Source organism: Flavobacterium aquatile LMG 4008 = ATCC 11947, from assembly GCF_000757385.1.
Taxonomy (GTDB): Bacteria; Bacteroidota; Bacteroidia; order Flavobacteriales; family Flavobacteriaceae; genus Flavobacterium; species Flavobacterium aquatile.
In genome coordinates this window covers 264,929-282,637 of sequence record NZ_JRHH01000004.1, presented here as the reverse complement: position 1 = coordinate 282,637, position 17,709 = coordinate 264,929, and the positions used below count along the sequence as shown (strand labels likewise).

At 30.4% G+C, this 17,709-nt stretch carries 18 protein-coding genes; 4 read left to right on the top strand and 14 right to left on the bottom strand.

Annotation, left to right across the window (positions count from 1 at the left end; all coding sequences use genetic code 11):
- Nucleotides 1–37: 37 nt before the first annotated feature.
- The 7 genes from LG45_RS11140 to LG45_RS11115 all read right to left on the bottom strand — a co-directional run bounded on the left by LG45_RS11140 (nt 38) and on the right by LG45_RS11115 (nt 5,908).
- Nucleotides 38–1,330 (bottom strand): DASH family cryptochrome, encoded by a 1,293-nt coding sequence (locus LG45_RS11140; protein WP_035127200.1) that lies wholly within the window; start codon nt 1,328–1,330, stop codon nt 38–40.
- Nucleotides 1,327–2,862, bottom strand: coding sequence for a cryptochrome/photolyase family protein (locus LG45_RS11135; RefSeq protein WP_035127199.1), 1,536 nt, complete (start codon nt 2,860–2,862; stop codon nt 1,327–1,329). The genes LG45_RS11140 and LG45_RS11135 overlap by 4 nt, the downstream gene beginning before the upstream one ends.
- Before the next feature lie 77 nt (nt 2,863–2,939).
- Nucleotides 2,940–3,077, bottom strand: coding sequence for a DUF2256 domain-containing protein (locus LG45_RS16305; RefSeq protein WP_081932075.1), 138 nt, complete (start codon nt 3,075–3,077; stop codon nt 2,940–2,942).
- Complete coding sequence (locus LG45_RS11130; protein WP_035127197.1) at nt 3,043–4,551, bottom strand: cryptochrome/deoxyribodipyrimidine photo-lyase family protein; 1,509 nt, start codon at nt 4,549–4,551, stop codon at nt 3,043–3,045. The genes LG45_RS16305 and LG45_RS11130 overlap by 35 nt, the downstream gene beginning before the upstream one ends.
- Before the next feature lie 2 nt (nt 4,552–4,553).
- Nucleotides 4,554–5,195 (bottom strand): flavin reductase family protein, encoded by a 642-nt coding sequence (locus LG45_RS11125; RefSeq protein WP_035127195.1) that lies wholly within the window; start codon nt 5,193–5,195, stop codon nt 4,554–4,556.
- Nucleotides 5,196–5,207: 12 nt separating this feature from the next.
- A complete protein-coding gene (locus LG45_RS11120) occupies nt 5,208–5,606 on the bottom strand; it encodes a DUF2452 domain-containing protein (RefSeq protein ID WP_035127192.1) in 399 nt (132 codons plus the stop codon).
- The gene (locus tag LG45_RS11115; RefSeq protein ID WP_255318233.1) at nt 5,606–5,908 is read right to left on the bottom strand and encodes a TIGR03643 family protein; all 303 of its coding nucleotides are present in this window, start codon (nt 5,906–5,908) and stop codon (nt 5,606–5,608) included. The genes LG45_RS11120 and LG45_RS11115 overlap by 1 nt, the downstream gene beginning before the upstream one ends.
- Nucleotides 5,909–6,056: 148 nt before the next feature.
- On the opposite strand from LG45_RS11115, the gene aroB reads away from it, so the two are divergent.
- From aroB to LG45_RS11090, 4 genes are all read left to right on the top strand, one after another.
- Nucleotides 6,057–7,118, top strand: coding sequence for a 3-dehydroquinate synthase (gene aroB / locus LG45_RS11110; protein ID WP_035127190.1), 1,062 nt, complete (start codon nt 6,057–6,059; stop codon nt 7,116–7,118).
- A 288-nt stretch (nt 7,119–7,406) separates the two neighbouring features.
- Nucleotides 7,407–8,810, top strand: coding sequence for a type III PLP-dependent enzyme domain-containing protein (locus LG45_RS11100; protein ID WP_035127186.1), 1,404 nt, complete (start codon nt 7,407–7,409; stop codon nt 8,808–8,810).
- A gap of 92 nt (nt 8,811–8,902) precedes the next feature.
- Nucleotides 8,903–9,877 (top strand): deoxyhypusine synthase family protein, encoded by a 975-nt coding sequence (locus LG45_RS11095; protein WP_035127184.1) that lies wholly within the window; start codon nt 8,903–8,905, stop codon nt 9,875–9,877.
- 70 nt (nt 9,878–9,947) lie between these two features.
- Complete coding sequence (locus LG45_RS11090) at nt 9,948–10,361, top strand: hypothetical protein (RefSeq protein WP_035127182.1); 414 nt, start codon at nt 9,948–9,950, stop codon at nt 10,359–10,361.
- Nucleotides 10,362–10,475: 114 nt separating this feature from the next.
- Here the strand turns inward: LG45_RS11090 and LG45_RS11085 are convergent, their stop codons facing one another.
- From LG45_RS11085 to LG45_RS11055, 7 genes are all read right to left on the bottom strand, one after another.
- Nucleotides 10,476–10,994: a DinB family protein gene (locus LG45_RS11085; RefSeq protein WP_035127180.1), complete on the bottom strand. Its 519-nt coding sequence runs from the start codon at nt 10,992–10,994 to the stop codon at nt 10,476–10,478.
- Between the two features lies 1 nt (nt 10,995).
- Entirely contained in the window at nt 10,996–11,394 is a 399-nt protein-coding gene (locus LG45_RS11080) for a hypothetical protein (RefSeq protein WP_035127178.1), read from the bottom strand.
- A 3-nt stretch (nt 11,395–11,397) separates the two neighbouring features.
- The gene (locus tag LG45_RS11075; protein WP_035127177.1) at nt 11,398–13,977 is read right to left on the bottom strand and encodes a phosphoenolpyruvate carboxylase; all 2,580 of its coding nucleotides are present in this window, start codon (nt 13,975–13,977) and stop codon (nt 11,398–11,400) included.
- 2 nt (nt 13,978–13,979) lie between these two features.
- Nucleotides 13,980–14,711: a phosphodiester glycosidase family protein gene (locus LG45_RS11070; protein WP_035127175.1), complete on the bottom strand. Its 732-nt coding sequence runs from the start codon at nt 14,709–14,711 to the stop codon at nt 13,980–13,982.
- Between the two features lie 79 nt (nt 14,712–14,790).
- Nucleotides 14,791–15,270, bottom strand: coding sequence for an Lrp/AsnC family transcriptional regulator (locus tag LG45_RS11065; RefSeq protein WP_035127172.1), 480 nt, complete (start codon nt 15,268–15,270; stop codon nt 14,791–14,793).
- A gap of 78 nt (nt 15,271–15,348) precedes the next feature.
- Complete coding sequence (locus LG45_RS11060; protein ID WP_035127170.1) at nt 15,349–16,488, bottom strand: M14 family metallopeptidase; 1,140 nt, start codon at nt 16,486–16,488, stop codon at nt 15,349–15,351.
- Between the two features lie 104 nt (nt 16,489–16,592).
- Entirely contained in the window at nt 16,593–17,588 is a 996-nt protein-coding gene (locus LG45_RS11055; RefSeq protein ID WP_035127168.1) for a hypothetical protein, read from the bottom strand.
- Nucleotides 17,589–17,709: the final 121 nt, after the last annotated feature.

Genomic DNA, 17,709 nt, shown 5'->3' with positions numbered 1-17,709 from the left:
TAATTATGCAAATATAATTAGAGTTTTAGAATTAATTTTATGATTTTAACCACAAATTCCTATAAACTTTATTTTTATCATAATCAGATGCTTGTTTTTCAATATTGAAATAACGATTTCCTCTTGGATCGTTTCCAACTCCAGCTAAGTAAGCCCAATTTCCCCAATTGCTACAAACATCATAATCAATAAGTTGCTCCTCAAAATAAGCTGCGCCGTAACGCCAATCCAATTTTAAATCATTACATAAATAACTGGCTACATTTTGTCGTCCACGATTACTCATAAAGCCAGTAAGTTTTAATTCGATCATATTTGCATCTACAAAATCAACTCTAGTTTCACCATCAATCCATTCTTGTAATTGATTTGCGTTATGTTTGTTTACAGGAATTCCTTTATCCTGAATTCCAGCTTGTTGAAAGAATTTGGCATTGTATTTTTTCATCATAAAACGGAAATAATCGCGCCATAATAATTCAAAAACCAACCAATAAGTCGATTCGTTTGCTCCAAATTGACTTTCATATTTTTTGAGTTCGTCATAAATAAATCTAGGTGAAATACAACCCAAAGCTAGCCAAGCAGAAAATTTTGAAGAATAATCGGCGCCAACCAGTCCATTTCTAGTTTCTTTATATTCTGAAATACATTTGGTTTTAAAGAAATAGTGATTTAGTCTAGAAATTGCTTCGGTTTCACCACCTTTAAATTGTAAAACAGCTCTTGAATCTATTGGTTCAAAATTCAATCCTAATTCTTCTAATGTTGGTAGTTTTAAAGGTTCAATTTCTGGCGATTTTAATTCTTTCGGTTCATCAAATGAAGTTCTTATAAAAGCATCTTTTTCTGTTTTTTTTCTGAAATTGGTAAAAACATCTGGAATGTCTTTTATTGAAAAAGGCAAGTCTTCTGCATGATACAATGTACTTGTACTAAATGTTTTAAGTTCGCATTTCAATTTAAATAATTCTTCTCTAATTTTTGTTTCAGTTTGATTTTCTTCATAAGAAACTTCTTTCTTGGAAAATACTTTCGTTGCTTTATATTGATGAACAATTTTAGGAATTTCAACTTCTGGTTTACCTTTTAAAATCATTAATCCCGAACCAATTGCTCTTAAATTTTTATCTAAATCAATTAGCGACTGTAACAAAAATTGTGCTCTAAAATTTCCAATTTTTTTAAATCCAAATTCTGTAATAACAAAATCAGCGTCATCAAAACAGTACACTGGAATGATTTCGTCGCTTTGCGAAATAGCTTTTATAAGCGTTTCATTGTCGTGCAGTCTTAAATCGGTTTTAAACCAAATAATCGAGGTTTTCATAATTCATTCATATTTTTCAAATAATATTCAGCTTGTTGCAAAAGAGCTGTTTTGTCTTCGGGTTTCATTTTTCGCCAAACGTTGTACATCATTCCTATTCGCGGATTTTTACCTAATTTATCTTCATTTCGATCATAAAAATTCCAATACAAACTATTGAACGGACAAGCTTTTTCTCCAATTTTTAAGGATTTTTTATAAAAACAACTGCCGCAATAATGGCTCATTTTATCAATGTAAGATGCCGAACTTACATACGGTTTTGTGCCAACAATTCCGCCATCGGCAAACTGACTCATTCCGCGAGTATTAGTAATTTCAACCCATTCGAAGGCATCAATGTAAATTCCGAGATACCAAGCATCGATTTCGTCTGGCTGAATTCCTGCCAAAAGCGCAAAATTTCCTGTAATCATTAACCGCTGAATATGATGAGCATAAGCATAATTTAACGATTGATTTATGGCATCTTTCATGCAATTCATTTTAGTTTTTCCTGTCCAAAACCAATCGGGTAATTTTTCTTGATTGTTGAAGAAATTCATGCTTGCAAATTCAGGCATTTTGTTCCAATAAATGCCTCTCATGTATTCACGCCAGCCGATAATTTGACGCACAAATCCTTCCAATTGATTGAATTCTATTTCGTTTGGACGTTTTTTCCATTCATCAATGCAACGTTCTACAACTTCTCTTGGTGAAATCATTTTTACATTCATTGAAAACGAAATTCTAGAGTGATATAATGACCATTCGTTTGGCGTCATCGCATCTTGATAACTTCCGAATAATTGCAAACATTTTTCTGCAAAAAAGTCTAATAATTGCAATGATTGCTCTCTATTTATGGGCCAAACAAAGTTTTTAGCATCAATAGTTCCAATAGTTTTTACATCGTTTTTTGTAATTTCTTCATAAATATTGGCAACATCATTATTGAAAACTAATGGAGCTGTTGGTTTATGATTTTTTGGTAATTTTTTTCGGTTTTCTCCATCATAGTTCCATTGTCCGGTTAATGGTTTTTCGCCTTCCATCATGACATTGTGTTTCTTTCGCATGGCACGATAAAAACTTTCCATTAGATAGATTTTCTTGCCTTCAAAGAAATCTCCGAGTTCATTTCGAGTAGTAAAAAAATGCTCGGAATCTACAACAGAACTTGGAATTGAAATGGATTCACAAAGTTTTTTCAAATCCAAATCTACTCGATATTCATCTGGAAACTGGTATTCAAAATGTGTAAAAATGTGTTTTGAGATTAGATTTTGTATGTTTTTTTCAAATGATTGTAAATTGTCATTATTATTTAAATGAATATAGATAACTTTATGATTTTTAGATAGTAAATAATTTTTAAAATTCTGCATTGCAGCAAAAATCCCAACAACTTTTTGAATATGATGATTGGCATAATCTGTTTCAGATCGAACTTCCATCATAACATAAGTTATTGAATCATCAACAGTTTTAAACCAGGAATGATTGCTATTTAATTGATCGCCGAGAATTAATCGTAAGGTTTTTGACATTTTAATTTTAACCCATTTAGGTATTAAGTTTCATTAAGCTATTCACTAATTACTATTCACTAATTACTATTCACTAATCACTTTTTTCCTCTACATTTATCACTACAATATTTTACTTCATCCCAAACTTTTTCCCATTTTTTGCGCCAAGAAAATGGTTTTTGGCAAACAACACAGATTTTATTTGGAAGGTTTTGCTTTTTTACTCCTCGCATCTTTTGGTTTATTTGGATTATTAACGTGCTTTTTTAAAATTCTTTTCCCTTCTTCTTTAACATCATCTTTCTTGCGGAAACTCCAAACAATATCACTTGCTTTTTTTCTAGTTTCTTCAATATCAACAATGGGAAACGGATAATCTTTTCCAATTTCACAATTGTAAAATTGTTGTTCAATGGCATTTAATTTCCAAGGTTCGTGAATTAAAGTCACTGGAACTTTGGCTAATTCTGGAACCCATTTTTTGATAAATATTCCCTCAGAATCATGATCTTCAGAGTTTTTTATTGGATTGTAAATTCGGATGGTATTGATTCCTGTTGTTCCTGATTGCATTTGAATTTGTGGATAATGAATTCCAGGTTCATAATCTAAAAATTGGCGTGCTAGAAAATGTAATTCGCGCCAATCTTGCCAGAGATTAAAAGTGAAAAATGAAACAACCATGGCTCGCATTCTAAAATTTATGTAACCCGTTTGAACCAAACATCGCATGCACGCATCTACAATTGGAACTCCAGTTTTGCCCTCTTGCCAAGCTTTTATATAGGTTTCATTTTTAGGTTTTATCAAAGAATCATAAGCTCGGTTTACATTTTCAAATTCCATACGACATTCGTCTTCAAATTTTTGCATAAAATGACAATGCCAATGCAATCTTGAAACAAAATTTAACATCGCTCGTTTATTTTTGGAAACTTGGTAATGCTGATTTGTATATTGATAAACCATTCGCATACTGATGTTTCCATAAGTAAGATATGGCGATAATCTGCTACAGCCTGTTCGACTCAAATTGGGTTTGGAAATGTGTTTGCTGTAATTTACATGACGCTCTTTTACAAAACTATCCAAGTAGCGCCAAGCCCAATATTCGCCGCCTTGCTGGAAGTTTTTGTTTCGGTTTGTGATGTCTTTTGGAAGTTCTTCTCCTTTTAAATTTTGATATAAATCAGCTTCTAAATTTTCAAATTGAAACAAATTCAAATCAATCATTTTGGGTTCAGCACGCATTACTTGTTCCCAACGTTTGTCCCAATCGCTTCTTGATTTCAACTTACGAATTACACCGTGCATTTGCGATTGCTTCCACAGAATTTTATTTGAATCAAAAAGAACTTGCATTGCAATATCTCTGTCAAATGTTATTTTATTACCTATTTCCTGATGAGAAAAAACGGTTTTGATATCGTATATTTTTATTAATTCTTCAAAAACTAAATCAACATCATTGTGAAAAAAGCAAATTTGTGTTTCAACCGATTTTAATCTGGCTTGCATTTCTTGAATCGATTCGTAGATAAAACGCCAATGACGCGCATCAGAATCATCATATTTCATAACTGATGGTTCGAAAAAGTAAACTAATAAAACTGGAATATTCTCCTGTAGTGCCAAATAAAGTGGTTCGTGATCTGTAAAACGTAAATCACGTTTGAACCAAACAATATTTATAGCTTTTTTAGTCAATTTTATAGTAATGAGGTAATTTCTTTATCGGGTTTTGCATAGCTTAATCGGTCTAATTGTAGGGTTTTGTGATAACTATCTAAACCAGAACAAGTGATTGTGTTGGCTTTTTCTAAATCAATAAAACCATCATCAAACAAACAATTTTCTGGAATGTAAATCTGTACAATTTCTCCAATAATCATCATTGTGTTATTTATAGAAATATCAATTTTTTGTTTAAATTCAATGCCTAATTGTACCTTGCTTTCAGCTACAAATGGTGCAAAAAAATCATTCTTGAATTCTGAATTTAAACCTGTTGCATCAAATTCTGAAACTCCTTTTTCATATCTCGCAGATGTTTGATGTGCTTTTTTAAAAATAGATTCATTAATATGATTTACAGTGTAAAATCCTGTATCTAAAATATTTCGCATCGTATCACGTTCTGGCGGACTTGGACGAAAAATCATTCCAATTAATGGCGGATTTGCTCCAATATGAAAAAACGAACTGAATATTGACAGATTGGTATTTTTATTTTTATCAGAAGTTCCAACCAATGCAACACTTTTAAATCCGCCTAAACTATTAATTAAGTGAACTCGTTTTTGCTTTTCTAGTTGCAAAATCTGATTGTAATCGATATGAATTTGTGCCATTTTACTTTGAGTTTAAGCTATATGAATCCACTTTTTATCGCTATTTAATTTAAACGTTCCAAGATGTTCTTTGTTCCATTCGTTTGGTGCAATTAAGGAAAGAGAATTGGTTCCGTCGTTGTTGGAATACAAATGATAAATTTCGCCGATAACTGGTTCGAACGAGAATTTAGAGTTGTAAACCAATTCGTTCCACTCAAATTCTTGCATCAACTTTTCATATTGCAATTTGAGTTCGCTAAACTTGTTTTCAAATTCTTTATTTACAGTACTAATTCCTCTACTTTTCCAAGAAACTACATCATCCATTTTGATAACTGGTGCACCAACACTTGTTGAATAAGACAACAAACTAGCATTGTAACCTTCGTCTTCTGAATAAACTATATTATCTGGTTTTTTACTTTCCATTATCGTTTCGAAATTTTATTATTTGAAATAGAGCGTTGCAAATTGCATTTGAATCGGTCAATTCCTTCTACTCGCTTGGCAACATGTTTGGTTTTACAATTTTCCACACGTTCACGCCACAATTTATAACTACTAAATTTGAGTTCTTTCTTCATCAAAGCTTTTACCTCGGCTTCGGCTAACCCAAATTGGAATTTTATGGCGTCAAAAGGAGTTCGATCTTCCCAAGCCATTTCTATAATTCTATCTATCTGAATTTCAGTTAGCTCTTCTTTATCTATGTTTGCAATAATTGGTTTCAAAATATTTTGTTTAATTATTTCTAATAAATATTAAACAAAAGTAATCAATTTTTATAAATTTGAATCATTTAAAAACAAAAAAATAAGTTAATTTTCATTCCTTCGAGCTTAAATAATATCCTTATTTTTGCAAAATATAAAACTAATTATGCAATCAATTGTAGCAAACGGATATTCTATTTATTTTAATGAAAATGGTTATGATCAAATCAACAAATCAATAGTAGAAAACAACTACTCTTCTATTTTTATTTTGGTTGATGAACATACAAATGAGTATTGTTTGCCAAAAATACTATCCAATTTGGCTACCGAAATTTCAATTGAAATCATAGAAATTGAATGTGGTGAAGAAGTTAAAAACATTACTACATGTCTAGAAGTTTGGTCGGTTTTATCTGATCTTGGTGCCGATAGAAAAAGTGTTTTAATTAATCTTGGTGGTGGCGTGATTACTGATATTGGCGGATTCATAGCATCAACTTTCAAACGAGGAATTGATTTTATTAATATTCCTACAACTTTATTAGGAATGGTTGATGCCTCAATTGGCGGAAAAAATGGTGTTGATTTGGGTAATTTAAAAAATCAAATTGGAGTTATTAATGTGCCTAAATTGCTACTTATTGATACACAATTTCTTGAAACTTTACCACAAAATCAAATGAAATCGGGATTGGCAGAAATGTTGAAACACGGATTGATTTATGATAAGAAATATTGGGAAATGTTTTCAGATTTAAGTCTATTAAATTCAGACGATTTGGATTTATTAATTTATCGTTCGATTGAAATTAAGAACGAAATTGTAAAACAAGATCCTACTGAAAACGGAATTAGAAAAGCATTGAATTTTGGTCATACGTTAGGTCATGCAATCGAAAGTTATTTACTAGAAACTACAACTCCATTGTTACACGGTGAAGCAATTGCAATTGGAATGATATTGGAAAGTTATATTTCTAAAGAAAAAGAATTGATTTCAAATGAAGAATTTTTAGAAATAAAAAAGGTAATTATGTCCATTTTTGAAATACATTCTTTCAGCCAAAATGATATCAAATTGATCCAGGAATTACTGATTCATGACAAGAAAAATGAGTACGGAAAAGTACAATTTGCATTATTAAAAAATATTGGAAACACTGCCATCAACCAATCGGTTGAAAGTGAATTAATTATTGATAGTTTTCACAATTATAATTCATAACATTTTTTTAATAAAATAGTTGCAATTCGCTTATTTTATTTTTTACATTTGTGGTAATGAATAAAAAGAATATTATCAACAGAAATAGGCAATTATTGCTAAAAACCAATGCTGGGTTTCAGGTGTTGTGCGTGGCATTTTTGACTTCTATAAAAATGATATTACATCTTATTTTAGACATTACAAAAACTGATACCATTAAGCTACCTATTGTATATGCCAATATTAGAGTTTGAATTGCAGATTAATTCATCATTTTATTAATCTTACAAAACATTTAAAACACTAATGAATACAAAATATTTCGACTTAATTAATCAAACGTATTACTTTCCGCAAGAAGAATTTACTTTAAATAAAGATAGCACATTACAGTTTCATAACATCGATTTGATGAAATTGGTTGAGCAATACGGAACGCCTTTAAAATTTACTTATTTGCCTCAAATTTCTAATAACATTAAAAAAGCCAAAAATTGGTTTAGAAATGCGATGGAAAAAAATGCTTATGAAGGTAAATATTACTATTGCTATTGCACAAAAAGCTCTCATTTTGAATACGTTATGAATGAAGCTTTTAAAAACAATATTCATGTAGAAACATCATCTGCATTTGATATCAATATTGTTGAAAATTTATTAGAAAACGGTAAGATTAATAAAAGCACCTATATTATTTGTAACGGATTTAAAAGAGACCAATACATTTCAAATATTGCTCGATTGATTAATAATGGTCATAAAAACACTATTCCGATAATTGATAATTACGAAGAACTTGATTTGCTTCAAGCAGAAATTAAAGGTAAATTTAAAATCGGAATTAGAATTGCCGCTGAAGAAGAACCTAAATTTGAGTTTTATACATCTCGATTAGGAATTGGTTATAAAAACATTTTAGCTTTTTACAAAAAACAAATTCAGGAAAATGATAATTTGGAGTTGAAAATGCTTCACTTTTTTATCAATACTGGAATTAATGATACAGCCTACTATTGGAACGAATTGGTAAAATGTATCAAAGTTTATATTCAACTTAAAAAAGAATGTCCTTCACTTGATGGATTAAACATTGGTGGCGGATTTCCTATAAAAAATTCATTGGCATTCGAATACGATTACCAATATATGATTGACGAAATTATCAATCAAATTAAGATTGCTTGTGATGAAGCAGAAGTTGATGTACCCAATATTTTTACCGAATTTGGTTCGTTTACAGTTGGAGAATCTGGAGGAGCAATTTATCAAGTTTTATATCAAAAACAACAAAATGATAGAGAAGCTTGGAACATGATTGACAGTTCATTTATCACCACGTTACCTGATACTTGGGCGATAAATAAACGCTTTATTTTGCTTGCAATAAATAGATGGAACGATACGTATGAACGGGTTTTACTTGGTGGAATGACTTGTGATAGTGATGATTATTACAATTCTGAACAAAACATGAACGCCATTTATTTGCCAAAATACAATAAAGAAAAGCCTTTATATATAGGATTTTTTAATACTGGAGCTTATCAAGAAACTATTGGTGGATATGGCGGTTTACATCACTGTTTGATTCCGCAACCAAAGCACATTTTGATCGATCGTGATAAAAATGGAATTCTAGCTACAGAAGTTTTCTCGGAGCAACAAACATCAGAAGACGTATTGAAAATTTTAGGATACACACAAAAATAATTCTAATTTTATTATAAAAAATTGTTTGAGGTTTTAGAAAAATAGTTTTTCTTTGAACACCAAACTACAATAACAAACACTAAACAAAGAAAATGAGCAAAGGACCAATAAGTCAGTTTATTGAGAAGAATTACCTTCATTTCAATGCCGCAGCTTTAGTAGATGCTGCCAAAGGATATGAACAACATCTTCTTGAAAATGGAAAAATGATGATAACTTTAGCTGGTGCGATGAGTACGGCTGAGTTAGGAAAATCTTTGGCAGAAATGATTCGTCAAGATAAAGTACATATTATTTCTTGTACAGGAGCCAATCTTGAAGAAGATATTATGAATTTAGTAGCTCACAATTCATACAAAAGAGTTCCAAATTACAGAGATTTATCTCCACAAGAAGAATGGGATTTGTTAGAAAACCATTACAATAGAGTTACAGATACATGTATTCCAGAAGAAGAAGCTTTTAGAAGATTACAATCACATTTATTTGACATTTGGAACAATGCTGACTCTAAAGGAGAACGTTATTTTCCGCATGAATTTATGTATCAAATGATTAACTCTGGAGTTTTAGAACAGTATTACGAAATTGATCCAAAAGATTCTTGGATGGTTGCTGCTGCAGAAAAAAACTTACCAATTGTAGTTCCAGGTTGGGAAGACAGTACAATGGGAAATATTTTTGCTTCGTATTGTATTAAAGGTGAATTCAAACCTACTACAATGAAAAGCGGAATTGAATATATGATGTGGTTGGCAGATTGGTATCCAAAAAACTCTAGTGGAAAAGGTGTTGGATTCTTCCAAATTGGTGGAGGAATTGCAGGAGATTTTCCAATTTGCGTAGTACCAATGTTATACCAAGATATGGAAATGCACGATGTTCCTTTTTGGAGTTATTTCTGTCAAATATCTGATTCAACAACTAGTTATGGTTCGTACTCAGGTGCGGTACCAAACGAGAAAATTACTTGGGGTAAATTAGATATTCACACTCCAAAGTTCATTATTGAGTCGGATGCAACAATTGTTGCTCCATTAATTTTTGCTTATTTATTAGACCAATAAAATATATTTATGAAATCGCCAATAAAAAGGTGATCCCAAATAGGACCTACTAAAATAATATTGTACACATATGAAAAGAATTATTGTTGATTATGCTAAGCTAACTGGCGATATTTTAAATTTACTAGTTGATAAATTTCCTGAAGGATATGATGATAGCGATATCATCCGATTTAGAAATGCCCAAAATGAATTAATTGAAGCTGTTGAAGTGCGCACAGAAGATACTATTTATTTAGTTAAAGTGAGTACTAAATTGGCAAGCAGAATGGAAAAATTTGATGAAGATGACGATTTAGATTCAGTAATCGAACCAATCATTCCAATTGCTGGAATTGATGAAGACGAAGATGCATCTGATGATGATGATATTGAAGAAGATTTATTAAAAGACAAAGGTGGATCTGATGATGGTGACGACGACGACGACGACAACGACGAAGAACCATCAGACAACTTTGACGACGATGACGACGAAGAATAAATAATTTAATTTCCAATATTTTAAATCCCAAATTCCAATTGAAAACTTTTCTTGGAATTTGGGATTTTTTATGGGCCAAATTTTGGAATTTGGAGTTTGTTTTTTGGAATTTCCCTAGAGATATCTTTCCTCAAAAATTCTTTGATGGTGATTTTGATGACCAATTATTACAAAACCTAACGCTCGAACTGACATTTGATTGTTATTGGCAGTTCCAATTCGAAGTAATTTTTCATCATTGAAAGATTTAAAAAGTAATAATGTTGCATGTCTAACAGCAGATAATTCGGTTAACAAATCCATGATAGTTCGTGAATTTGCATTGGCTTCATCCACATAATCGTTTTCTTCAAAACCTGGTAAATCGGTTTTATCATTTCTGGCAAATCGCAATGCACGGTAGGCAAATATTCGTTCAGCATCAATTAGGTGCAAAATGATATCTTTGATAGTCCATTTTCCTTCGGCATAACGGTAATCAAATTTATCCATTGGAATATCTTGAACAAATTTGATAAAGCGATGCAAGGAAATTTCTAATTCTTCTTGCAAACTATATTCATCAGAAACTTGTGAGATGTAATTTGCGTAGAATTGTCCGTATTCGTTTGGTTGTAATTGTGTTGGTTTCATTTTATTTAATATATATTGTCAAAATTCCAATTAGTGCAAATGAACCAAAAGATAAAATCAAATAGTTCAAACTACTTTTCAATTTTTTATAACTCCTTTTTAAATCTTCATCATCTAATTCATAGAATCCTGAGGAATTGAATAAATTAATTCCGTTAATCATTTCATCTTTGAAATAACCATAATCAATAGCTACTTTTTTAAACAATTCAGGTTTTTTGTTTTTTAATAAAATACTAAAGTTGGATAAATTAGTGAAATATAAAAATCCAAAAATTGGAAAACCAAAAATGAAAAATAGTAAAGGTGCAAAATTATTATAAAAGTTATCACCGAGTAAAATCCAACCAATTGAAATTACCAATAATATTAAATAATAATTTCTATAACTATTCATCATAATTTAAGCTGAATTTCTACTAGCATTAGTATTTCCAAATAGCGAACGTGTTACTAATTTTTCATAAACTTCTAGTAATTTATCCTCACTGTTAAACCCTTTTATTAAATTTATCATCATCAACGAATATTGTTGAATTGTTAATAATGGTAAAACGATATCTTCACGCATCTTAATAGAAGCTTTCCCATCGGGATAATTCTCCATTAACTCTGTATGTCCTGCAATTTTTAATAATAATCGTTTGGTTTCTTGAAATTCATCGAAAATAATTTGCCAAAAATCACCAAATTCGGGATCATTTTGCATGTATTGCGTTAATGGTAAAAATGATTTTGCCAACGACATCATACTATTTTCTAATAACGTTCTAAAAAACAAAGAAGTATCATATAATGTTTGCACTTTTTTCCATTGGTTCGTTGATTCAAAATGTTTTAAAGCCGTTCCAACACCAAAAAATCCGGGGACATTTTGTTTCATTTGACTCCATGAGCCTACAAACGGAATGGCGCGAAGATCGGCAAAATTCAATTCGCTACCAGAATTACGTTTGGATGGTCGACTACCAATATTGGTTTTAGAATAATAATTCAGCGTACTCATTTGCTCCAAATAAGGAACAAATTTAGGGTGATTCTTAAAACTCAAATATTTTTCATAACCTATATTGGCCAATTCATCAATAATTTTTTCATCAGATTTTGATAAATTATTTTCTTTCTTGTTGAAAATCTCATTTGAAACTCCAGCGCTCAAAAGATTTTCAAGATTATATCGACACGAATCTGTAGTCCCAAAATTAGAACTAATCGTTTGACCTTGAATGGTTAATTGTATTTCGTTGTGTTCGATTTTAGATCCTAAAGATTCATAAAATTTATTGGTTTTTCCACCACCACGAGCTGGCGGACCACCACGACCATCAAAGAAAATTACTTTAATTCCGTATTTTCTAGAAATTTCTGTAATGGTTTCTTTAGCTTTATAAATTCCCCAATTCGCCATTAAATAGCCACCATCTTTCGTTCCATCAGAAAAACCTAGCATAACTGTTTGCTTGTTTTCTCGATTTTTTAAATGATTTGCATATTCAGGATTGGTGTACAATTGCTCCATTATTTTATCGGCAACTTGCAAATCATCAATAGATTCAAATAACGGAACGAAATCGACAGTTGGATTTTTCCATCCACATAATTTGAATAATGCAAAGACTTCCATAACATTTAAGGCACTTTCATTATTAGAAATTATATATCTATTGGAACCTAATTCACCATTATTTTCTTGAATTTGCTTCATTGCATAGATAGAATCCAAAGTTTGTTTGGTCATCTCGTCATTAAAATATTCTGAGGTGATCATATTTCCAGAAACTTTAGAAAGATATTTTATTTTTTGTTCCTCTGAAAAATCAAAATACTTAAGTTCCTTAGGATTTGAAGCTCCAAAGGAAGTAAACATATATTTTATTACACCAGTAATAATTTTACTATTTTGACGAATATCTAACGAGGCAAAATGAAATCCGAAGACGTTTACCTTATTTATTAAGTCATTTATTTCATCTAAATACAACGATTGGTGTTTTTCAATGCAAATAGATTTTACTAAATTTAGTTTTTCTTTTAATTCAGGTAATGTTATATAAATCGCTCCATTTGAGTAAAATACAGAACGATAAATTTTATTTTCAATTTCGGCAATTATGTTTTCAATTCCAGAAAATGTTAGTTTTCTTTTAAGTTTTCTAATGTCTAGATAATAACATTTTAAAATAGATGTTCGAAGTCTGTCTGCAACTTTTAAAGTGATTTCTGAAGTAACAAATGGGTTTCCGTCTCTATCACCACCGGGCCAAAATCCTAAATTTATAATCGAATTTGAAATAGCTTTTTCCTTAAAAATGTTCTTCTGAATGAATTGTAGCATTTCACCAGAGGATTGATAAAACACATTTTCTAGATACCAAATCAAACTCACTGCTTCGTCAAAAGGTGTGGGCTTATCTTTCTTGATGAACGGAGTTTTTCCCAATTGCGCTAATAATTCTTTGATTTTGACTAAATCATTATCACGAACAGCATTGGTTAAATCGGTAATAATTCCGAGAACAGAACCTGGATAAAATTGGGTTGGATGCGCTGTTAAAACCGTTCGAATATTAAAATCCTCTAGAAATGAAATCAATTCTTGCTTCAATTCTTTGGTATCTGCGCGATCTTTCACATCTCTAAGAGAACCTTTTCCTTCCATATTATTTACCACAGGAAATGCAGCATCTTCAATTGCATCGAATAAAACTATTTGACGTTCAACATATTGTATAAATCGAAACATCAAACTAACTTTTTCTTCTAAGGAAACGTCGCCTAAATATTTTTCGAAAAACGAATTGACAATTTCAATTGGAGTTAAATTATTTTTAAAACCATTATCGCAAACTTCACTAAAAAGTGGTAATAAAACTCCAGTATTGTCAATGGCATCAAATGGTAAAGTGATAAATACACTATTGTAAATGTGATACTTAGACAATACATTTTGATTGAAACGTTCTATTTTAGGAAGTGTATACATAGTTAATTTTTGTTTTTAGTAATTCCAATTATAACACCAAAGTTGCCGTCGGTTTGTTTCCAATTTTCTTTTGGACAATAGGTTCTCGAAACAAAACCATCCAAATATAATGCATTTTTACAACCCTTACTTTTGAAATATTCTGCAAATTCATAGAAACTAATTTCTTTTTTAGACATTGCAAAAATAATATCGTTATTAGGTAAAACTCCTACTCCATTTCTAATATTCAAATTCGTAGAATTTTTATTAAATGCGGGATGAATTTTTCCGTCAATCACTAACATTGGTCCGGATTGTGTAGCAAAATCTACATTTTTAGTATTTATAAATTCATCTGTTTTTGATATAAATGCTTCTTTTCTTGAGGTTATATAAAATATTCCATTTGGTTTTAAATAGAAATTTCCGCCGGCTGTAGATGTATCAATTGGTGATTTAGTTATTCCATTTTGAATAAAAAGTCCTTGTGGAGATTGGTCTTTTTTATACATTCCGCCATTAGTAGCAAAAAGTAATTTTTTTTTATTCTTTGACAACCATTTATTCAGATTTTCAATACTTCCAAAGTTACTATGCTTTTCGTTTTTCCAATACAATGCAATCGTTTCCATTTTAGGATTTACAGAATAAGAAACAAAATCTTCCTTTTCAGCTGACGAAAACTGAAGAAAAAGTATTCCAACGATGCAAAAAATCAAAATAAATCGGAACTTATTTTTTGGCACTTTCATTTCAAAATTAATTTGGCATTAAGGTACAAAAAAACCTCAAGAATTAACTTGAGGTTGATAAAATATTGAAATTTAACTATTAAATATCTTTAAAAATGGTGTGCATCAAGCGTTTTTTATCGTTGATACTTTCTTCAAGCGAAATCATAGTTTCTGTTCTGTATACACCTTCAATATCGTCAATCATGAAGATTACATCTTTAGCATGCTTAGTATCTTTGGCGCGAATTTTACAGAAAATATTGAATTTACCAGTTGTAACATGAGCAACAGTTACAAATGGAATTTCGTTTATTCTTTCTAAAACAAATTTTGTTTGAGAAGTGTTATTAAGGAAAACTCCAACATAAGCAATGAATGAATATCCTAATTTTTCATAATCTAAAGTTAGTGAAGAACCCATAATGATTCCTGCATCTTCCATTTTCTTGACTCTTACGTGAACGGTTCCAGCAGAAATTAAAAGTTTTTTTGCGATATCTGTAAATGGAACTCTTGTGTTATCTATCAACATATCAAGGATTTGGTGATCTACTTCATCTAAACGAAACTTACTCATATTTAATAATTTATTATTATTGTTTTACATTACAATACAAATAAATACATTTTATTTAATAAAAAAGAATAAATTATGTTATTTTTTTAAACCATTAACAAATTTTATATCTTTTCCTAAACAAAAGTCAGCTTTTTGATTTATTTTCGGAATAGAACCATTTTCATCGGAATACTTCATTTTGTGAGCATTGTATTGAAAATGACCATATTTACCTTTTAATTCTCCAATTTCTACAATGTAGGCGTTAAATTGGACCTTAGAATCAATAAGTTCTTCTTTGTATTGAGCGGCAAAATTCGTAATTATTTCTTTATTATCATAATTTATTTTAACATTTTTATAAATAAAATCATAAAAAACGATGTTATTTTGAGGAATTTGCAAATAAACATCCATTTTATTGTCAACTACATCGTTTTCGTAAATATCTAGTAATCCTGAAATTAATGCAATAAAAATCATTTTGCGAGTGAATTCTCTGTAATAATCGTCTTGATAATGTCCGGCTTCAAATAAAATTGTTGGCACATTCAGAAAAGTAAACATATCACCAATACAATTCAAATTAAATCCATCGTCAAAACGACCTACTTGATTGGGAATATACTTCTGCAATTCATTATTCATAGCAACAATTATGTTCATTGCTTTTATTCTAACATCATTAACATCCCGGTTTTCATTAAAAGATGGTGCTAGAAAGGACACTGTTGCAACATTTCCAGTAGTTCCTGCGCCAAAAATAGTACGTTGATCATGAAGATTGTAGCAAAAATCGGATTTGAAATCTTCAAAAGTTTGACGTAATAACTGACTTTCGGGCTGCAATAAAGTAACCGAATCTCGATTCAAATCGATTTTATTGGCATTTTCACGAGTATAAAGTTCGGCTCCGTCAGGATTTACCATCGGAAGAAAGCAAAACGTAAAATGACTGAGTAGCTTCTCTCCTATTTCAGTTTCCGAATTAAGAACATTTAAAAAATCGAATAAAGCTTTGGTTGTCGTGCTTTCATTTCCATGCATTTGTGACCACATAAAAACCCTAATTTTACCCAAACCAATTGTATATTTATAAATTGGTTTACCCAAAACAGACGTTCCAATTATTTCTGTTGGAAGTTTTTCTAGAAGTGGTTCAATATCTTTTAAGGTAATGTATCTCCCAAAAAGCGAATTGGCTTTGTATTGTTTATGTAATTCGAAGTAATCCATAAAATAAATTTGATACAAATGTAATCATCTAAAATTATGATAAAAAAAAACCTTCAATTAAATTAAAATTGAAGGTTTAAAATTTATTTTAGAAAAATTTAATCTTATCTATATAAATAAACTGATGAAACTCCAGCTTCAGTTCTAAATGATTGAGGAGCTTGATTAGAAGAAGTTGATGGTTTATCAAATGTAAGTACTTGACCACTACCAAATAAACGTTCTGCTACATAAATTTTCTCTGAAGATGAATCGTAAGATACATCTACTGGATTACCCAAATGCGTATTAGATCCAGAAATTTTAATTTGATTACTTAATGCGATAGTTCCAAGATTAGCAGTATCGGCTAAAACATTTGTAAAGTCATTGATCACAATAATTGCTCCATCATTATCAAGTAATGCGTTTCCAATATCTGTTAAAACCAAACAATTGTCTTGAGAAGAGAACGTTAAACCATGTGTTCTAACTAATCCTTCAATAGTAACTCTTTTTGTTGGAGTTATAGCACCAGTTAAATTTGAAAAGAAATTATTGAAAACTACAATATCTCCTGTTAAATCGGCAACTGCATATAAAGTTGAACCTTCAACATGAATTCCCCAAACTTTAAAGTCAACAGTATATTCATTTACTAAAACCAAACCAGAAGTATTTCTTTGATACACAAGAAATTTATTTGTGTTTCCGTTTGCAACACTTTGATCTTGCGTTACAACAATCTTATCGTCAGAAATTGAAATTTCTCTTGGATTATCAAAATCACTTGCACTTGCAAATTGCATTTCTAAAGTTGTAGAACCACCATCAAGTGCCTCTTCAATTCCTTGGTATTGCTCAAGCCTGTTATTTGTTCTAGAAGCAATAATCAATCGGTTTGAAATTGGGCTAAAAAATGCTCCATCATTATCTACTCCGCCAACTGTAAAATTTGCTGGAACAGGATTAGATTGAGATAGATTTGTAAATGAAACCGTTCCCGAAGTGTTGCTAGTTGTAACAAGCATCAAATCATCATTTGAATTGGTAGTATCGTCATCGTCGCATGACACAAATAGTAAAGAAACTATTGATACCGTTAAAAATAAATTTTTCATGTTAATTTTTTTATGAATTAGTAATATGCAAATCTTGTCATTTTTGCAAGGAATTCTGTTACATCAACAATTCTAATTTTTACATGATTATCACATTATGCGAACTAAAATGAATAAAAAA